An 18,367-nucleotide genomic window follows, 5' to 3' on the forward strand; every position below is an offset into this window, starting at 1 on the left:
TCACCTACGCAAAAACCTTTGCGCCTTTGCGCCTTTGCGTCAAAAGAGCCGCCTTATTTGCAAGGTATTGGCGCTAGCTCCATATGCCGCGTTGTGCCGTTGTGCCGGTGCGTCGTTGCATCACCACGATGCATGGGGGCGCTGGCCGCACGACCGCTGCGGATCTTCGGCGTTTGGCCGACTGTTCAGGTCGTGTTATATTTGCTGGTAGCCTGTCAGGCGGAATGGCTGTTATGCTCAACAGAAGCAAACTGATAAAAACAACATGACCAATCCCTCACTTAAGCAAGACGATTCTCAGAAAACCTGGGAATTCATTCCGATCTCCGAGTATAAATCCCCAGAAGTCCCTGCCTCGCAAGTGACCAGAAAGGGGCTCTCCCAAATATGGCGCATCTTTCGCCAAGAGGAAGAGAAATCTGAAGTGGCCTTCAAACCAGAGTCAGATTTACGGACACTAGATGCCAGCCAGTTAGAGCAGATCAGCTCTGCGCCAAATTGGGAGGCTGGTGGTAGCGCCTTGAGAGAAACCCTGCAAACCTGGTTAAAACCCGATCGGATCGGTCAGAATATCGTGTTCCTTGTTGAACCACCACATGGCGGTCATGCTGAAAAGCTGATGGCATGGGCTGCACAGAGCGATGCAACAATCGTCAACTCCCCTGCGCCAGAGCAAATCATGGAAAACGCAAATGCCTGGCTCGCTTCCCTTCCCGAAAGAGATACCTTCTGGATTTATCCCACACTGGAAAAGACCTACCTGCGTCATGCCAGCGGGCTTAGCCTGGTGCGTCGCTTTCTGGATCGCGCAGCTTCTGGGGCGATGGGGCGGGGGATTATTGGGTGTGATAGTTGGGCATGGGCCTACTTGCAACACGTCTGGCACGGGAGTTGGCCGAGCGCCATCACGTCGAAAGCTTCTGACCAGACGCAATTAGTGCGCCAATTTCAGCGAATGCTGCCGTCAAAACGAGGAATAACCTATCTATTTTGCCAGGCTGACAATGGCGCTCCTCTGTTTTCCACTGGAAAAGAGGACAATAACAGCGAAAAGACAAGCGACTACCTGCAACAATTGGCTGCGTTTAGCCACGGAAATTTAGGCGTTGCCCAGGCAATCTGGCGCGACAGCCTGTGCATTGAACCGGATGAAGCGCTAAGAGAAAAACAAAATGATGATGAAGATGCGACGCTGGCAAGCCAGGTAATTTGGGTGACACCCTGGGACGATCTTGAACATCCCTCACTCCCGGCCAATGCCGCTGAGCAAGTTGCTTTTGTGCTGCATACACTGCTGCTGCACAATGGTTTATCGTTTGAACTATTGCAACAACTACTGCCGCTAGCTGGCAATCAGATCATGGAAACGGTTTATCAACTCACCGAAGCGGGCCTGGTTACTTATCAGGACAAAACCTGGAAAGTGGCAGCCAGAGGGTACCCCGTTGTGAGAAGCTATCTGAAGTCAAATGGATATCTGTGTGATGCATTTTGAGGATAAGAGATGAATGATTCATCACAACTTTTCCGTGATCTGAGTCAAATCAACCTTGTTCAGGTCGGCCTTATTTTGGTTGGCAGTTGGCTGCTCATCGCGACCAGTCAACGACTGCTCCAGCAGATGGCAAATCGTCTCGATGGCCGGTATCGGCTCTTTTTGCTGGCGTCGGTGCCTGTACTGCGCCTGCTGATTATTGTGATCGCAATCGTACTCACTATTCCGCGCGTGATTAATCCGACATTTGAAAATCTGGTTGCGCTGTTGGGTGCAGCCGGTTTGGCGTTGGGTTTTGCCTTTAAGGATTACGTCAGCAGTTTAATTGCCGGGATCGTGACGCTATTTGAAATGCCCTATCGTCCGGGTGACTGGATTGAGGTGGATGGCACGTATGGAGAGGTAAAAAGCATCAGTATGCGCAGTGTGAAAATTGTTACGCCCGACGATACGGTTGTCATCGTCCCGCATCTGAAGCTGTGGGATCAGCTTATTTTTAATGCCAATGATGGCGGACCGTATCTGCTGTGCGTAACCAATTTTTATCTTCATCCGAACCATGATGCGGCTCGTGTGAAACATATTCTTTATGATGTAGCACTGACCAGTTCGTTTGTGCAATTGGAAAAACCGATCAACGTGATTGTGCTCGATAAGCCATGGGGCACGCATTATCGATTGAAAGCCTATCCAGTGGATCCACGACAGCAGTTTCATTTCATGACGGACTTGACTATTCGTGGGAAAGACGCATTGAGGGAAATGGGAGTAGAATTTTCTGCGCTATCGGTCATGGAATCTGCACAGTAGCATTCGGGTAAGCCATCGCATTCGGTGTTCGCCGCATCGCGCAAACGATCGTCCTGAGCAACCACCCTGCTTTAGAAAGAAGACTGGTTATTTGACGCAAAGGCGCGAAGGTGCAAAGGTTTGCGGTCGCTCTATGCGTCGCGTTGTGCCGGTGCATCGTTGCCTCGTTGCGTCACCACGATGGAAGATGGCGCATGGCGGCAGCGACAGCGACAGCAGTTCCGCGGCGGCGTACCGCGCAGGGTACGACCGACCGTGCATCTGCGGCGTCACAGGGGTGCAACGGGTGGAGGTGGCAGAAGCGCGGCAGGGGTGGAGTGGGGGGAAGTGGTGAACACGCCGTCGAATTGGTATCAGGGAGCAAGGAGATCTGATGAATGGTTTTCACGACAAAGCCGTGCTGATCACTGGGGGCGGGGGCGGGATTGGGCGGGCGACCGCGCTCGCTTTTGCGCACGCCGGTGCTCGTGTGATGCTCGGTGACCTCGATAGCGCGGCGGCTGAAGAGACGGCTCGTTTGGTGATGGAGGCGGGAGGTGAGGCGCACGTGTTTCAGTGCGATGTCGCCGAGCCGGCCCAGGTTGAGGCGCTTGTGCAAGCGACCCTGGAGCGCCTGGGTCGCCTCGATTGCGCGGTGAACAATGCGGGCATCGAGGCGTCGCAAGAGGGCTTGGCCCGTCTGCCGCTGGCGACCTGGGAACGGACGCTGGCCGTCAATCTGAGTGGGGTCTTCTATTGTATGCGGGCGGAGATTACCGCGATGCGCGCCAGTGGGGGTGGCGCTATCGTGAATATGGCTTCGGCCCTGGGCCTGGTTGGTTTTGTCGGCGCGGCGGCCTATGTGGCGGCCAAGCACGGCGTGATCGGCTTGACGAAGACGGCGGCGCTTGAATACGCCACCCGTGGCATTCGGGTCAACGCTGTTTGCCCTGGCTTCATCGCTACCCCTATGCTTGACCGTGCCGGCGTCACGACTGACCCGGAACGCGAGGCGATGATCGCCGACTTACACGCGATGCGTCGGCTGGGTCGCCCCGAAGAGATCGCCGGCGCGGTGTTGTATCTCTGCTCAGATGCGGCCTCGTTTGTTACGGGCGAAGCGCTTGTGGTGGATGGCGGGTACACGGCGCGTTGAGGCGATGGCGGAGCCATTCCCCGTCGTTGTGAGCGTCACCGGGGATCGTTGCATGCCCGCGGGAGGGCGCAGCAGCGATATCGGAGCACTCCGAGTCTGATGGGATCGTTGCATGCCCGCGGGAGGGCGCAGCAGCGATGGTGGCGGCGTTGCGGTTGAGGGAGGCGCATGGGCTGCTGCGCCCCTACGCTGGGCGGGTGCTGAGGGCAGGGCCTCGCGGCGACGCAAGCAGCGCCGTCTCTGTGCGGCTTGGCTTGCTTATTTTAACGCAGAGGCGGGGATGCGGGGAGGCGCAGAGGTTGGCGCGCCTCTGCGTCTTTGCGTCTCTGCGTTAAACCGAGCGGGCGATCATCCATGTAGAGGCGTGAACGCTGGGCCTAAGTGCCTCCGTAACCAGGGCACAAGGGCCAGCGAGAAGAGATCGGGCTTTGCCTCGGCCAGCAGCGCCGCCGTCCCTTCGCCCACACCCAGGAGGGCAAAGTTCAACAGCATCTGGTTGCTGTTGGCCAGCGAGACCAGACCGTTCTGCTCACACGCGTGCCCCTAAGCCTCCCTTCAGCCGGGTGGCGAACCACTCCAGCGCGATTGCGAAGATCAGCACGGCATACGTGAAGGCCCCAAGCTCGCGCAGGTCAAGGTAGAAAGTGCTGGCCATAAACATATCGAAGCCGATCCCGCCTGCACCCGCCACCGCCCCCATCGCAATCGCCGTCGAGAAGTTAATCTCGAAGCGCACGAACGTCCACGAGAGCAGCGCACTCGCCGAGGTTGGCACCACCGCCTGAAAGATGGTCTGCCACCAACTCGCCCCACTGGCCCGTAGCGCCTCGAGCACGCCCGCATCAAGCTCCTCGAACGACTCGGCGTAGGCTTTGATCAGGTAGCCAACCGAGTGGAACGTCATGCCGACCACGGCGGCCACACTGCCCAGGCCCGCCGCAACCGCAAAGAAGAGCACCCAGAGCACCGTGGGCACCGCACGGATAAAGGCTGTCCCCCCGGTGATCAGGTTGTTCAGCCAGCGCGGGGCCAGGTTGCGTGCCGCCCCGAGGGCCAGGAAGAAGGCGATTAGCGCCCCGAAGATTGTGGTCAGCAGTCCCATCGCTACCGTGATCGAGAGGGCATAGAGCATCTCGCCCAAGCTCACGTTTTTCAGGCGCGGCTCGAAGAAGAGGGTGCGGAAGCTCTCCAGCGTCTTGGCGATGCCCTCGATGGGGCTGATCCCGCGGCTATCGAAGGTCGCCAGGTGGTAGAGGGTCAGCAGAAGCAGCCCGATCAGCGTGGCCTGAATGATAAGATTAGCTTTGTTGCGCGGCCGTACGCGGATGCGCTGCGCTACTGGACGGGTATTTGTTGTCACAGGATGCTCCTCCGGATCGTATTCGAGAGAGCCTCGATCAGTAGGACGGTAATCACGATGACAAAGACGACCAGGCCGGCCGCGCCATAGTTGAAGCTCTTGAAGTAGAGGTCGAACGCGAACCCAATCCCGGTGCCGGTCAGGATACCGATCAGCGTAGCACTGCGGATATTGGTCTCGATCATATAGAGCACCCAGCTGATCAGTTGGGGCAGACAGGCCGGGATCACGCTCTGGCTGATCGTCGCCATGTAACTGGCCCCACTCGCGCGCAAGGCCTCAACCGGCTCGGTGCCAACTTCATCAATCGTCTCGATCATCACGCGAACGATGAAACCGAAGGTGACGAAGAAGAGCGCAAAGAAACCGGTATAGCCGCTCTGACCAAACGAGAAGAGCAGCACGAGCGCCCAGACCGAGACATCCACGTTGCGGAAGATGCTCGCAATCGCCCGTGTTGGTATGCTGAACCAGGGATGCGGGCGGGTCGTATTCGCCCCCAGCACCGCCACCACCAGCCCCAACGCCGAGGCGACCGTTGCCGATGAAATCGAGACCAGCACCGTCTCCTGGAGCCGCTGGAGGATGCGCGGCAGACGGCGCATGGCGGCCTCGTCGGGAATAAAGCTACTGGCACCCCAGATGAAGGCGCGTGGAATCGCCGCGAGCCCAGCCACCGGGTCGAAGGCGGTCAGCACCATCGAACCATAGGTTAGGGCGATCAGCACACCGAAGAAGATCAGGCGCTGGTTGCGGCGCTGACGAAAGATATCATGCTGCATAGTGCTGCTCACTCAAGTCGAGGATCAGATCGCCAGCTTCAGAGCCGTAGATCTGATGGATCTGCTCGCTGCTCAGCCGGTCGGGCGTGCCATCGTAGACGATGGTGCCGCCCTTGACCCCGATGATGCGGTCGGCATAGCGCAGCGCCACATCTACCTGGTGCAGGTTGACCAACACGGTAATCCCCATCTCACGGTTGATCTCGCGCAGGGTGTCCATAATAATCTTGGCTGCGTTCGGGTCGAGTGAAGCGATCGGCTCATCACAGAGCAAGAGCTTGGGCTGCTGAATCAGGGCGCGAGCGATCCCGACACGCTGTTTCTGGCCCCCACTGAGCTGGTCACAGCGTTTGTAGATCTGCTCGCCGAGACCCAGACTCTCGATGATCCGCACCGCCTCACGCTTCTCTTCTTCGCTGTAGATCCCAAATACGCCCTGCACCAACCCTTTGTAGCCGAGTCGCCCGTGCAACACATTTTCGATCACGCTCAGACGGTTGACCAGATTGTAGTGTTGGAAGATCATCCCGATCTGGGTACGGTGACGACGCAACGCTGTACCACGTAAACCTGGCACACTGACCCCATCGAAGCGCAGTTCGCCGCTCGAAATATCAATCAGCCGATTGATGCAGCGTAGCAAGGTGGATTTCCCCGCTCCCGAGCGCCCAATGATCGCCGCGAACTCGCCTGCTTCCATGGTGAACGAAACCTGATCGAGCGCCAGAGTCTCCGTCCCATACCGCTTGACCAGCGACTCAACCTCTAGTAGGGCCATGCGTAGCTCCATCTCCATGTATAGAAAACAAATATAAAAATATGCCAGGGGCGGCGCATGCGCCGCCCCTGGCATATCCCTAACGCATCGCCCGGATCGGGTCAAAGAACGAGTCAGGCACGACCAGGAAGCGCTCGGCATCGGTCTTGCGGAAGAAGGGCCGGAACCCGGCGTCAATCACGGCCTGGGTGGCGAAGATCTTGTCGTTATTCGCAACTTCGTCCGAGGTCAGCACTGCCTGGAGCTTCTGGATCTCTTCGGCCGTCAGCATGCTGCTGTTGGCGACGAAGGGTGCGTTGAGCACTGGCACCGCAGCGATCAGCACAAACTCGGCCCCGGGAAACTGGTTGAAAGGCTCGTCGGCATCATCGTTGACGCGGTAGACCGCGCCAACCTGATTTTCGGTACCCTCGACCAGCGAGACATAGTTATCGACACAGCTGTCGCAGAACGCAGCCACATCGACCCGGTCAGTAATCAGGTTTACGGCCGAGCCCTGGTGTGAGCCGCCGAACTGCACATCGGCAAAGAAGTTGTTCGGGCCACCCTCGAGCAGATCCTCGGTCTCGAGGTTCTGCCACTCTGGCTTTTCCCCGAAGTAGGTGACAATATTGGAGGACGGCACCCGGAAGCCCGAGGTTGAGCTATTCGAGACAAACGAGAAGCGCTTGCCCTGGATATTCTCGATAGAAAAACCGTCGCCATCGCGGTACTGATCTTCTTCGCCGCGGGGCACGGCCAGCCAGCTATAATAGACGGCACTCTCGACCGAGCCATTGGAACCGCTCGGGATGACCAGCGGAATGACACTGCTATTCCGCTCGTTGGCCTGCACATAGCCCTCGGCCCCAAACCAGGCCAGGTGGGCATTATTGTTGGCAACCGACTCAATGGCGATAATATAATCAGTGGTGGTACGATGCTCAACTGGGCGGCCAAGAGTGTCGCTGATCAGCGTCCCAAAGGCATCACGAGCATCTTTCAGATCGGCACCGGACTCATTAGGATACCAAGCCATCACAAGTGGGCCAGTCGCAGCAGCAGGGGCGGTGGGGGCCGCAGCCGGGGCATTACCACCCGTGGTGGTAGCCGCCGGAGCTTGCGCACACCCCGCCAGGGCCATCACGAGCACGAGCAAACCAAGGAACACACGCATAGCTTCCTCCAAGGCATAGACATCTGTTTATTCCCACAGTGGAACGGACAGAGTGTACCTGGCTTCTGTTATGCCCACCTTAAGTTTGTGTTTGTAGTTGATTAACCGTTTGCTATGTTTTCGTACGAGTACTCTGTTCGCTATAGCGTTCGATGAAACGCTCAACGTCGCGGAGGTCATCGAACCGGGCTTCGAGCGTTGCGCGATCCCAATCCCACCAGGCGATCGCGAGCAACCGCGCCACGATCGCCTCGGGAAAACGTCGCCGGATGGGACGAGCCGGGACGCCTCCCACAATCATGTACGCCTCGACATCTCGGCTCACCACCGCACCTGCGCCAATCACGGCCCCGATGCCAACGGTGACCCCCGGCAAAATGATCGCGCCGTGGCCGATCCAGACATCGTGGCCAACCAGGCAGTGGTGCGCCCGCCGCCAGGCGAAGAAGTCGGCATCATCGCGCTCGGCAAAGCCGTACTGGGCACGCCGGTAGGTCAGATGATGCTGAGTCACCCGCTCGACCGGGTGGTTGCCAGGATTGATCCGCACATGCGAGGCGATCGAGCAGAAGCGCCCAATCGTAGCATAAATAATCTGGTTGTCGCCCGCACAGTAGCTATAGTCGCCAAATTCGCTTTCGACCAATTCGCTCTCCGGCCCAATCTCAGTCCAACTGCCGAGACGACATGCCCGTATGCGTGCGCTCGGGTGAATGCTCGGGCGCTCACTCAGTTGTGGTTCAACCAACGCCGCCGGTCGTTCGGGAAACTGCTCAATCGTATGCATAGCCAGGCTCCTGCTGCTTTCTAGTGTCCCCACATAATATCTCGATTCCGAGTCCCCACGCGCAAACTTGGATGGCCATTTTGGCAATGCACCGCCGCTTCAGATGACGCGTATGGGCTGATGCGCCCCTACTTCGTGCTACAATAGTAGCTGATAACGTATATTCAAGGGTGTTCCTATGCTCGAGCCTGGCTCTCTCATTTTGCAACGCTATCAGCTGGTGCGCCTGATTGGGCGTGGCGGGATGGGTGCAGTCTATGAGGCGCTTGATCGACGGCTCCGCAATACGGTCGCGCTCAAGCAGATGCTTGGGGATAATGCTGAGAATGCCGAGGCGTTTGAGCACGAGGCGCAGATCCTTGCTGGCCTCCGCCATACTGCGTTGCCCAAGGTGATTGACTATTTTCGCGATCCTGCTGGGCTTTTTCTGGTGATGGAGTTTTTTCCGGGCGCGGATCTCGCGGCGCTGCTTGCCCGCCGCGGTGAGCCGTTTCCTCTCGATGAGGTGCTTGGCTGGGCCGATCAGTTGCTCCGTGCGCTCGAGTATCTCCATTCCCGTCAGCCGCCGGTGCTCCACCGCGATATTAAGCCTCAGAATATCAAGTTGACCCCCGAAGCTCAGGTGGTGTTGCTCGATTTTGGGCTGGCGAAACGAGCCGCCCCCGGACGCTCAGCCAGTCTTTTTGGGTATACGTTGCAGTACGCGCCACTCGAGCAGATCGAGGCGTCTGGCACTGATCCTCGCTCGGATCTCTATGCGTTTGGGGCGACGCTGTATCATCTGTTGACGAATCAACCGCCGCCAAGTGCGCTGACCCGCGCGAATGCGTTGCTTGGCGGCCATGATGATCCGCTTGTTCCTGCCCATCACGTGAATGCTGCCGTGCCGCTCGAAGTCACCCAGTTTTTGGCCCAACTGGTTGCTGTTCACCGCGAAGAACGTTTTGCCTCGGCGACGATGGCGCGGATGCATCTGCGCGAGCTTGCGTCGCAGACGACGAATACGCTCGTGATCGCCGGCTCTGCTTCGGCGCAGGCGCTGCCCGGTCTGCCCGAGGCTTCGCCTGCGCCGGGGCAACCGATTAGTGTTGGTTGGCAACAGGTGCGTGATGCGGCGAATGCCCAGGCCGAGCCTGCTCTCCGTGAGTTGATCGGCACGCCCCGTCGTCCCGGGCCGTATCTCCCCGAGCTCTATGTGCCTCGTGAGGCGGTTGAGGCGGAACTGACCTCGTTCCTTGCTGAGTCTGTCGGTGCGTTGCTGATCCTCGGTGATGCCGGTGTTGGCAAGACCTGTTTGCTTTCCCATTGGGCGGCTTCGTTGCGTAAGTCCGGCGATGCGGTGCTCTTCTATCGTTGTGGTGGCTCGCTTGGCCCTGAACTTGACCGCGAGTTGGCCCGTGATCTCGGGCGCGACCACGTTGATCTGGTGCTGCACGATCTTAGCCAGATTGCGCACCTGGCCCAGGTTGCGCAACGTCGCCTCGTGATTATTTTTGATGCGCTGAATGAGTATCGCGGCGATGGAACCGTCGGCCCCGAAGGCTTGCTCAAGCAGATTGATAGTCTCGTTGGCCGCGTTGCCGGGCCGTGGCTCAAGGTGGTGGTCAGTTGCAATACGGCGACCTGGGGGCAGTTGGAACGCGCCGGTGCGACGCGCCTCTTTTGGAGCGCCTATTATCACGATGCCGACGGCCATCACGCGCTCGCCCCTGGCCTCTTTACGGAAGCTGAGTTGACCGAGGCGTATGCGCGTTATCAGGCGTTTTTTCAGTTGCAGACGCCCTTTGACCGGTTGCCCCCGGCGCTCTGCGAGCGGCTGGCGCGCCCGCTGATGTTGCGCCTGGTCGCCGAGAGTTCGCGTGGTGGCCCGGTGGCGTTTGCGGCGCGTGGTCTGCACCTGGGCCTCTTTCGGCGCTTTTATGACGAACGGGTTCGCCAGCGCCGCGACCAGCTTTTTGTTGAAGAACTTGCCGAGCAATTGTTGCGTCAGGGCCAGACGGCGCTGCCCCTGCGCGACCTCGCCCGCAACGAGTTGCTCCGCGAGGCGTTGCTCAGCGATGAACCCGACTCGACCTATATCCGCCTGCTTGATGACGGCATTCTGACCGAATTGAGTGGCGATCTGTTTGTTGGTGAAATGGTGAGTTTTGCCTATGCCGAATTGGGCGCATATGTGCTCGCCAGGCACTTGCTGCGCAATCCCGCGACGCGCACCAGTTTGCCGACGCTGCTCAATGGCTTGATGGAACGGGCGCGCAGCTTTCCGCTCGCCTTTGATATTGCCCGCACGACGCTGCTGATCGCCGGGCAACCCGAGACCTTTGCGGCGCTGGCGCAGTCGCCCGATATCGAGTTGCGTGAACTGGTCGCCCAGAGTCTCGTTGAGCTCTATGCCGACGAACCCGCCCGCGGCCTCGAGTTGATGAAGCGGCTCTGCGAGCATGAGGCCGACGAGAGCCGACGCACCGCGCTCAAGGCGGCCTATTATATTGGCCCGCAGGCGCGTGATCTCTTTCTCTGGGCGGCCAGTCGGGGCAGCACCGCCCTGCGGCGCGTGGCGCGTGATACGCTCTATTTGACCTGGCATTCTGATCCGCAGTTTACCTATGATCTGCTGCGCGAACTGGTGGCCCGGGTCAAGCCAGCGGCGATCCGCGATTTGCGCAATATTATCGAATTCTTCTTTGAACTCTCGGTGGTCATCTATATCAACCATCCCGAACGCGCTGATGTGCGCGATACGACGGTCGAGCTCTATTATGAACTTGCGCGCCAGCGCCTGCATCTCGATCTGCTCAATACCGGGATGTTTGGCAAGACGATTGAAGATCTTATTTTTCAGGCGGTTGCCAGTGCTTTTTCACAGCCAATTCTTGATACGATGCTGCTGACTGAAGTGGTGCCGGTCGAGGAGTTTTTTGCGATTCCCCAGGAGCGGCGCTCGTTGCTGGTGACAGTTGCCCCGCTCTTTGATCCTGCGACGCCGCTCGACCGCTATCAGCACGAACTCGAACTGCTGCTACAGGCCGAGAATGTCTTTTTCAACCTGGTGGCGATTGCCCAACTTGCCATTCACGCGACAACCGATTTTCCTTCGACCGAGACCTTTATCCGCACGCTCTATCCCCGGCTCCCCGGTGAGGGGCGACTCTGGCTGTTGCTCAGTTTCTGTGTGCTGCTGCCCACGACGCCACCGACCTGGACGCCGCTGATCGAGTGGTTGACCGAGCAACTCTTTCGCGATCACCCCGATCTGGTTTATGGCGAAACGCCGGGCATCCTGCAGCGCCTCGAGGATCTGCTGCTCTTGCCGCTGGGCCTGGCCTATGGCAAAGTCGGCCAGACGATGCCCCTGATCGAATTGATGCTTCAGGATGGCCTGCTCCGCGACGATACTCGGCAGGTCGACCGCGTTATTGCCGGTCTCGCCGCCGTTGGTTTCTACTACCCCGAGCCGGTGCTCCGCTTGCTCGGCAATGTCCTGACCGCCAGTGAGCACAACCTGCCTGCGACCCTGATCCATACCCTGGCGACCTTGCGCACACTGCATCTTGATGCGACCGATGTCTTTATGGCGCAGCACAGCCTCAGCGACGACTTTCAACGTCAGGTGGTTGCTGCGACCGATACCGAGTTGGTGCGCCGCTACATCTACTGGCTCGGACTCTACAATCAAGTTGTGCATTCGTGCTGCTACTACCCCAAAATGCGCCGCCAGATGGCGATGGCCGCGATGGAGATGCTGACTCAGGCTCAGGCACCGCACGAGTTCATTGGCACCTATACCGCCACCGTGTTTCGGATGCTGCGCGAAGCCGGCTTCAAGCTCTCTGAGTGGACGACGATCTGAAGGAGGCCTCTCTATGTCTATGCATGATGTTGAGCAGACGCTTGACGGCATTGATTATCTCGAATTTTATGTGAGCAATGCCCGTCAGGCGGCCCATTTTTACCGTACGACCCTTGGTCTCTTGCCTATTGCCTATGCTGGTCTCGAAACGGGTTCACGTGATCGCTGCTCGTACGTGCTCGCTCGCGAGGGGGTACGTTTTGTGTTGACCGCACCGTTGGTGCCTGATCATCCGATCGGGGCTTTTGTTGCCCGTCACGGTGATGGCGTCAAGGATATTGCGCTGCAGGTACCTGATGCCACGGCTGCCTATAACGCTGCGCTGCACGCCGGTGCCGCCGGTCTGCTCGAGCCGACTGTTTCTGAAGATCAGCACGGGCGGGTCATCAAGGCCACAATTGCCGCGTATGGCGAGGTTGTGCATAGTTTTGTGGAACGTAAAGCCTACACTGGCCCCTTCATGCCGGGCTTTACGTCGCTGACACCGCCGGACGAAGACCTCGACACCGGCATTGTTGCCATTGACCATATTGTGGCCAACGTCGAAACTGGGATGATGGATCGCTGGGTTGCCTACTACCGTGATGTGCTTGGCTTTCGCCAGTTGCACCATTTTGATGATGAGGCGATCAGCACCGAGTATAGTGCCCTGATGAGCAAGGTGATGCAGAATGGTACCGGGCGCATCAAGCTCCCGATCAACGAACCCGCCAAAGGGCGCAAAAAGAGCCAGATTGCCGAATTTCTCGACTACTTCGGCGGCCCAGGGGTGCAGCATATCGCCCTGGAAAGCAACGATATTTGTGCGACCGTGGAAACCTTGCGCACCGCAGGGCTACGCTTTATCACGGTTCCCGCGACCTACTACGACGACCTGAATGAACGGGTCGGCCCGCTTGACGAGAATCTCGCGACGCTACGCGAATACAACGTGCTCGTTGATCGCGACGAAGAGGGCTATATGCTCCAGATCTTTAGCCAGCCATTGCAGGATCGGCCCACGCTCTTTGTCGAAGTGATCCAGCGCAAAGGCAGTCGTGGCTTTGGCAAAGGCAACTTCAAGGCGCTTTTCGAGGCGATTGAGCGTGAGCAAGATCGCCGGGGAAATCTCTAGATCTAATGCCTTGCACATAAGGTGGTTTTTTTGACGCAAAGGCGCGAAGGGTTTCAGGTGGTTTTTTGACGCAAAGGCGCAAAGGCGCGAAGGGTTTCAGGCGGTTTTTTTGACGCAAAGGCGCGAAGGCGCGAAGGGTGTAGCTGTGGGCCAAGTATGTATCGTTAGCGGTGTTGACGAAACAACCTGGTGGCTTACCGAACTGTTGTCGAGCCAGGGCCACGCAGTGTTGTCAGTTGCTGATGTTCACGCTCTTGCTGCGACCTTGCCGTCACCGCCTGATGTCCTGGTCATTGATGCCCGCGCCGATCGGTCGCAGGCGCTGGACATCCTGGCGATGGTTGAGTCTCGTTCAGCGCTGGAATGTGTGCCCATCCTGCTGCTGGATGAGGAGCCAGCGGCAGAGTTGATCAAGCTCATCGCCGTTGCGTCTGGCGATTATCTGGTGGGGCCTTTGCTCAGCGAGGCGATTGTGGCGCGAGTGGAGTTGGCATTGCGTCGCGGGTCATATCTGCGGGCTACGCAGCAAGCGTCTAGCTCCAATACTTTTCAAATAAGCTCACGCGAAGGCGCGAAGGCGCGAAGGGTTCGCTCACGTACGCGAAAACCTTTGCGCCTTTGCGCCTTTGCGTCAAAACAATCGCCTTCTTTGCAAGGTATTGCGTCTAGCTCCTCTCCACAGCCGTCGGAGACGCCAGACCATGCGGGTGCGCATCGGCAAGCGTCGGTTCCTGCCTCGGTATTCGAGCGAGCCATCGAGTGCCTGCCCATCGGGGTAATGATTGTCTCGCTGATGAATCAGATCGAGTATGTCAACCAGGCACTCTGTGATTTTGTTGGCTACAGCACGGAAGAGTTGATCGGGCGTCAGCCCGGATTCATGGTCTTGCCCGAGGATCACGCGGCCACGGTGGCAAGGGGCCATTTGCTTGCGGCCGGTCAGATCGACCAGTTTGTCCACGAGCGCCGCCGCTACGTGCGGAAGGACGGTGCGCTTGCCCTCGGCAAACTGACGGTTTACGCTCCTCGCGACGATGCTGGTCGCCCGGCGGCCTTCCTGGGCTTCATTGAAGACATTGGCAACCGTGTCTGGGTCGAGGATCAACTCGCTCGCTATACCCGCTATCAGCAGGCGCTTGCCAACGCCTCCCTGACGCTGCTCACCGCTGCGCCGGATGCCGCCACGCGTTCCACCGCGCTCCGCAAGGCACTCGAGCAATTGCTCGACGGTGCCACGGTTGGCAGGGCCTACATGTTCCGCAATGTCCCAGATCCGCAACACGGGCTCGCACTTGACCTCGTCGCCGAGGCCTGGTCAGCGGGCCAGCGCTCGCTCCGCCAGGGCTCCGATCCCGACGACCTCGCGCCGTTGCCCTACGCAATCTTGCCGCAAGCGCATCGCGAGCGCATGCTTGCCGGTCTCCCCGCGGGCGGTCTCGTGCAAGATATTTATGCTGAAACCCCCGACATGCTTGCCATCGTGTCAGGCGAAGGCATTCGCTCGACGCAGACGGTGCCTGTCCATCTTGACGGGCGGCTGTGGGGTATGCTCGGCTTTGATGCTTATGCCGAGCCGCGGGTCTGGGATCACACTGACTTGATGCTGCTGACTTCGGCAGCATCAATGCTTGGCCAGACCTTGCACCGTTGGCAGATTGAGGATGATCTGCGGGCGACCAGCCAGTTCCTGGCCACTACCGGGGAAGTGGCGCATGTTGGTGGGTGGACGGTCGATCTCGAAACCAGGGTTCCGATCCTCTCGAGCGAACTGGCGCGTCTGCTTGAGCTTGACGCCAATGCGCCTCTTGACCTCGAACAGTTGCTGACGTTCTACCCGCCCGAGGTTCAGCCGGAGATCAGGACGGTTGTGAGGGCGGCGATCCAGGATGGTGACGGGTGGGAGCTGGAATTGCCGATGATCACGACGAGCGGGCGCCGTATCTGGGTGAACTCACGCGGCCAGGCCGAGCGGCGCAAAGGCCGGACGGTGCGTCTCTACGGTGCGGTGCAGGATGTCACCCGGCGCAAGGAGGCGGAGCTACGGCTGGCGAATCAGCTCTCGATTGAGGCGGCCATGGTGAAGTGCTCGCAGGAATTGCTGGCACCAGTGCGCTCAGAGGCCGACCTGGCGCAGGTCGCCGCGCCCGCGCTCGAGCACCTACGGGCGGCACTGAACATTGACCAGGCCTATCTGATGCGCTTGGTCGCCGACCCCACCGATCCCTATCTGACCCTGGTGGCCTTAGCCACCATCCCAATTGACGAATCATTTGCCGAGCACCCCCTTGCCCAGCGTTTCTCGCTTTCCTTCATTCCCCAGGCGCGTCTCAATACGTTGTTGCGCGGGGACGTCCTGCTCGGGATGCCTGATCAATCCGAGCTTGCGCCCCCTGCGCAGCAGTCGTGGCGAGCCCTTGATCAGGCGCATGCCCGCATTACCTTCCCGGTGCGTATCGATGGCGCACTCTGGGGCGTGCTTGGCTTCAATGGGCTGACCGAACGGGCGTGGGATGAACAGGAGCAGACGGTGCTGCGGACGACTGCCGAGATGTTTAGTCATGTGATCCGGCGCTGGATCGCTGAGAGCGAGTTGCGCCGTAGCGAGGAACAATTCCGTACGGCGGTCGAGACGATGCTCGATGGCTTTGCGATCCTTGATACGGTGCGCGACGAAGCGGGCAAGATCGTTGACTTTCGTTACCGCTATATCAACGAAGTCGGCTGCCTACTCAACCAGCGCACCCGTGAAGCGCACCTCGGTCACTCGTTGCTTGATCTGCTGCCCGCCTATCGCGATAGCAACCTCTTTGCTGACTATGTTCGTCTGGTCGAAACCGGGATGCCGGTCGCTCGTGAACACCTGGTCTACGAAGATCAGGCTGACCAGGGCGAGCGGCTGGTGCGGTTATACGATGTCCGTGCTGCCCGTCTCGGTGACGGCTTCGCGATGATCTGGCGCGATATCACCGACCGGCGCCTCGCCCACGAGTCGCTCGCCAGGGCCAATGCCGATTTACTGCGCCGTGTGAGCGAGTTGCGCACCCTTAACACCGTTGCGCAGACGCTTGTCTTTACCCAGGATCTGCCCGCGGGCCTAGAGACGGTCTGTGCAGCCGTCGCAGCGCAGACCGGTGCGCAGTCGGTCGTCATTGTCGGCTTTGCGCAACGACGCCGGAGCGAAGGAACCGAGGCTACGGTCACGCCTGATCTCGATCAGCTAGCCGGGGTGAGCGTGCTCGCCCCCGAGGATTTCGGGATCCTCGGTGATGCGTTGCTTGCCCAGCGTCGCCCCATCGCACTGGTGCGGAAGGAGACAAACTTCATTCTGAGTGAAACGACCCTGCACCGTCTCCAATGTGCCGACGCAGCCTATCTGTTGCTCGTCCCGCTGACCGCGCCAACGGGCAACCTTGGACTGCTTGCCCTGGGGCGAGGGTCATCAGGCCACGCCTTTAGCGCCGAGAACCAGAGTTTCGCCGAGACGGTAGCGGGCCAGATCGCAACGGCAATCAGCAATGCGCAGCTTGCTGAACAGGCCCGCCGTGCCGCAACTCTTGCCGAGCGCAACCGGGTTGCGCACGACCTGCACGACTCGGCGACTCAATCTCTCTACAGCCTGGTCTTGATCGCTGCCGGCTGGGCGATGCAGGCCAGCAATGGGCGTCTGACCGACACCCCTGCGAAGTTCACCCAGCTGAGTGAGATCGCGGTGCAGGTGTTGAAAGAGCTACGCCTGCTGATCTACCAACTGCGTCATCCCGAGCTCGAGGCAGTCGGGCTCATCAAGGCACTTGAGGAGCGCCTTGCTGCGGTAGAGCAACGAGCGAACATCGCCACGACCTTCGAGGTCACCGGCGAACTCGCGGGTCTTCCACTGGAACACGAAGAGCAGCTCTACATGATGCTGCAGGAAGTACTCAACAACGCCTTGCGCCACGCACGGGCGAGCAAGGTGAGCCTGACTGTTCATGCCGCCGACGATGTCATCATCTTCACCGTGCGTGATGATGGCATTGGTTTCGATCCCGAACTCACTTCAGGTGGGTTAGGGTTACGTAGTTTGCAAGAGCGCGCAGCCAAGATCGGTGCCCGCCTGAGCCTCAGTTCGCAGCCAGGGCAGGGCACCCTTATTGAGATTCGCGTTCCAGCCACAACGACAACAGGAGGTATTTCCCGTGTCTGAGCAGATTCGTGTATTGATTGCCGACGACCACCCGCTCATCCGCCAGGGGCTTGAGATCGTTATCGAAGAGCAGCCCGATATGGAACTGGTCGCTCAGGCGGTTGACGGCCTCGATGCCGTTGCGAAGGCGCTTGCGACGCGCCCCGACGTGGCGTTGCTGGATCTAAAGATGCCAAAGCAAGATGGTCTGATGGCAATGCAACAGATTCAGGAGGCCTTGCCCAAGACGAGTTGCATCATCCTCACCAGCTTCACTGATGACGTGCAGGTGCTTGAGGCAATTGAGGCGGGCGCAAAGGGCTTTTTGAATAAGGACTCGAACCACGAGGATCTCTTGGGCGCGATTCGGGCCGTCAGCAGAGGTGATGCCGCCCTCCACCCGGCGGCGGCACGGGTGCTGATGCAATCCTACAAAGCCTCGCGCCAGCCCGCCGTAGCGGGCAATGCCTTGACGCCGATGGAATTGCGGGTGCTTCAACTGTTGGCCACCGGGGCGTCGAACCGTGAGCTTGCTGCAACCCTGGGCGTATCGGTGCGCACAGTGACGACCCATGTCCGCAACATTCTCGACAAACTCCAGTTGAAAAACCGCACGCAGGCGGCTCTCTATGCCCGCGAAAATCGACTCACCGATCCGCATTCGTAATGCCAATGATAGCATTTTAGAGTGCAGATTCCTCACTCCGCTCCGCTCCGTTCGGAATGACAGAGCTGGCGTTGGCAGCCCGCTGCGCTTGCCGTGGCACCTTGCTGCGCCCGCCTTGTCACCCCGAGCGCAGCGAGGGGTCTTCCGTGCGCCGCAGGGCAGATTCCTCACTCCGCTCCGCTCCGTTCGGAATGACAGAGCTGGCGTTGGCAGCCCGCTGCGCTTGCCGTGGCACCTTGCTGCGCCCGCCTTGTCACCCCGAGCGCAGCGA

General features: G+C 59.3%; 12 protein-coding genes. 7 read left to right on the forward strand and 5 right to left on the reverse strand.

The window, feature by feature from the left end; genetic code table 11:
• Window positions 1-265 precede the first annotated feature (265 nt).
• The 3 genes from EYB53_RS22905 (at window position 266) to EYB53_RS22915 (ending at window position 3,440) form a co-directional block, all read left to right on the forward strand.
• Window positions 266-1,495 carry a hypothetical protein gene (locus tag EYB53_RS22905; RefSeq protein WP_135481475.1) on the forward strand — a complete coding sequence of 410 codons (1,230 nt, stop codon included), beginning with the start codon at window positions 266-268 and terminating at the stop codon, window positions 1,493-1,495.
• A gap of 9 nt (window positions 1,496-1,504) precedes the next feature.
• Entirely contained in the window at window positions 1,505-2,305 is an 801-nt protein-coding gene (locus EYB53_RS22910) for a mechanosensitive ion channel family protein (RefSeq protein ID WP_135481477.1), read from the forward strand.
• A gap of 373 nt (window positions 2,306-2,678) precedes the next feature.
• On the forward strand, window positions 2,679-3,440 hold the full coding sequence (locus EYB53_RS22915) for a glucose 1-dehydrogenase (RefSeq protein ID WP_135481479.1): 762 nt from the start codon (window positions 2,679-2,681) through the stop codon (window positions 3,438-3,440).
• A gap of 529 nt (window positions 3,441-3,969) precedes the next feature.
• On the opposite strand, the gene EYB53_RS22920 is transcribed toward EYB53_RS22915, so the two are convergent.
• From EYB53_RS22920 to EYB53_RS22940, 5 genes are all read right to left on the reverse strand, one after another.
• Entirely contained in the window at window positions 3,970-4,800 is an 831-nt protein-coding gene (locus tag EYB53_RS22920) for a PhnE/PtxC family ABC transporter permease (protein WP_135481481.1), read from the reverse strand.
• A complete protein-coding gene (phnE, locus tag EYB53_RS22925; protein ID WP_135481483.1) occupies window positions 4,797-5,582 on the reverse strand; it encodes a phosphonate ABC transporter, permease protein PhnE in 786 nt (261 codons plus the stop codon). The genes EYB53_RS22920 and phnE overlap by 4 nt, the downstream gene beginning before the upstream one ends.
• A complete protein-coding gene (phnC, locus tag EYB53_RS22930; RefSeq protein ID WP_135481485.1) occupies window positions 5,572-6,360 on the reverse strand; it encodes a phosphonate ABC transporter ATP-binding protein in 789 nt (262 codons plus the stop codon). The genes phnE and phnC overlap by 11 nt, the downstream gene beginning before the upstream one ends.
• A 79-nt stretch (window positions 6,361-6,439) precedes the next feature.
• Complete coding sequence (locus tag EYB53_RS22935) at window positions 6,440-7,516, reverse strand: phosphate/phosphite/phosphonate ABC transporter substrate-binding protein (RefSeq protein ID WP_135481487.1); 1,077 nt, start codon at window positions 7,514-7,516, stop codon at window positions 6,440-6,442.
• 112 nt (window positions 7,517-7,628) lie between these two features.
• Entirely contained in the window at window positions 7,629-8,303 is a 675-nt protein-coding gene (locus tag EYB53_RS22940; protein ID WP_135481489.1) for an LbetaH domain-containing protein, read from the reverse strand.
• A gap of 178 nt (window positions 8,304-8,481) precedes the next feature.
• On the opposite strand from EYB53_RS22940, the gene EYB53_RS22945 reads away from it, so the two are divergent.
• From EYB53_RS22945 to EYB53_RS22960, 4 genes are all read left to right on the forward strand, one after another.
• Entirely contained in the window at window positions 8,482-12,153 is a 3,672-nt protein-coding gene (locus tag EYB53_RS22945; RefSeq protein ID WP_135481491.1) for a protein kinase domain-containing protein, read from the forward strand.
• Window positions 12,154-12,166: 13 nt separating this feature from the next.
• A complete protein-coding gene (gene hppD, locus EYB53_RS22950) occupies window positions 12,167-13,267 on the forward strand; it encodes a 4-hydroxyphenylpyruvate dioxygenase (RefSeq protein WP_135481493.1) in 1,101 nt (366 codons plus the stop codon).
• A gap of 145 nt (window positions 13,268-13,412) precedes the next feature.
• Window positions 13,413-17,450, forward strand: coding sequence for a PAS domain S-box protein (locus tag EYB53_RS22955; RefSeq protein WP_135481495.1), 4,038 nt, complete (start codon window positions 13,413-13,415; stop codon window positions 17,448-17,450).
• Entirely contained in the window at window positions 17,443-18,096 is a 654-nt protein-coding gene (locus EYB53_RS22960) for a response regulator (protein ID WP_167857562.1), read from the forward strand. Before EYB53_RS22955 ends, EYB53_RS22960 begins: the two co-directional genes overlap by 8 nt.
• Window positions 18,097-18,367: the final 271 nt, after the last annotated feature.

The sequence above is a fragment of the Candidatus Chloroploca mongolica genome, from assembly GCF_004762035.2.
Lineage (GTDB): Bacteria > Chloroflexota > Chloroflexia > Chloroflexales > Chloroflexaceae > Chloroploca > Chloroploca mongolica.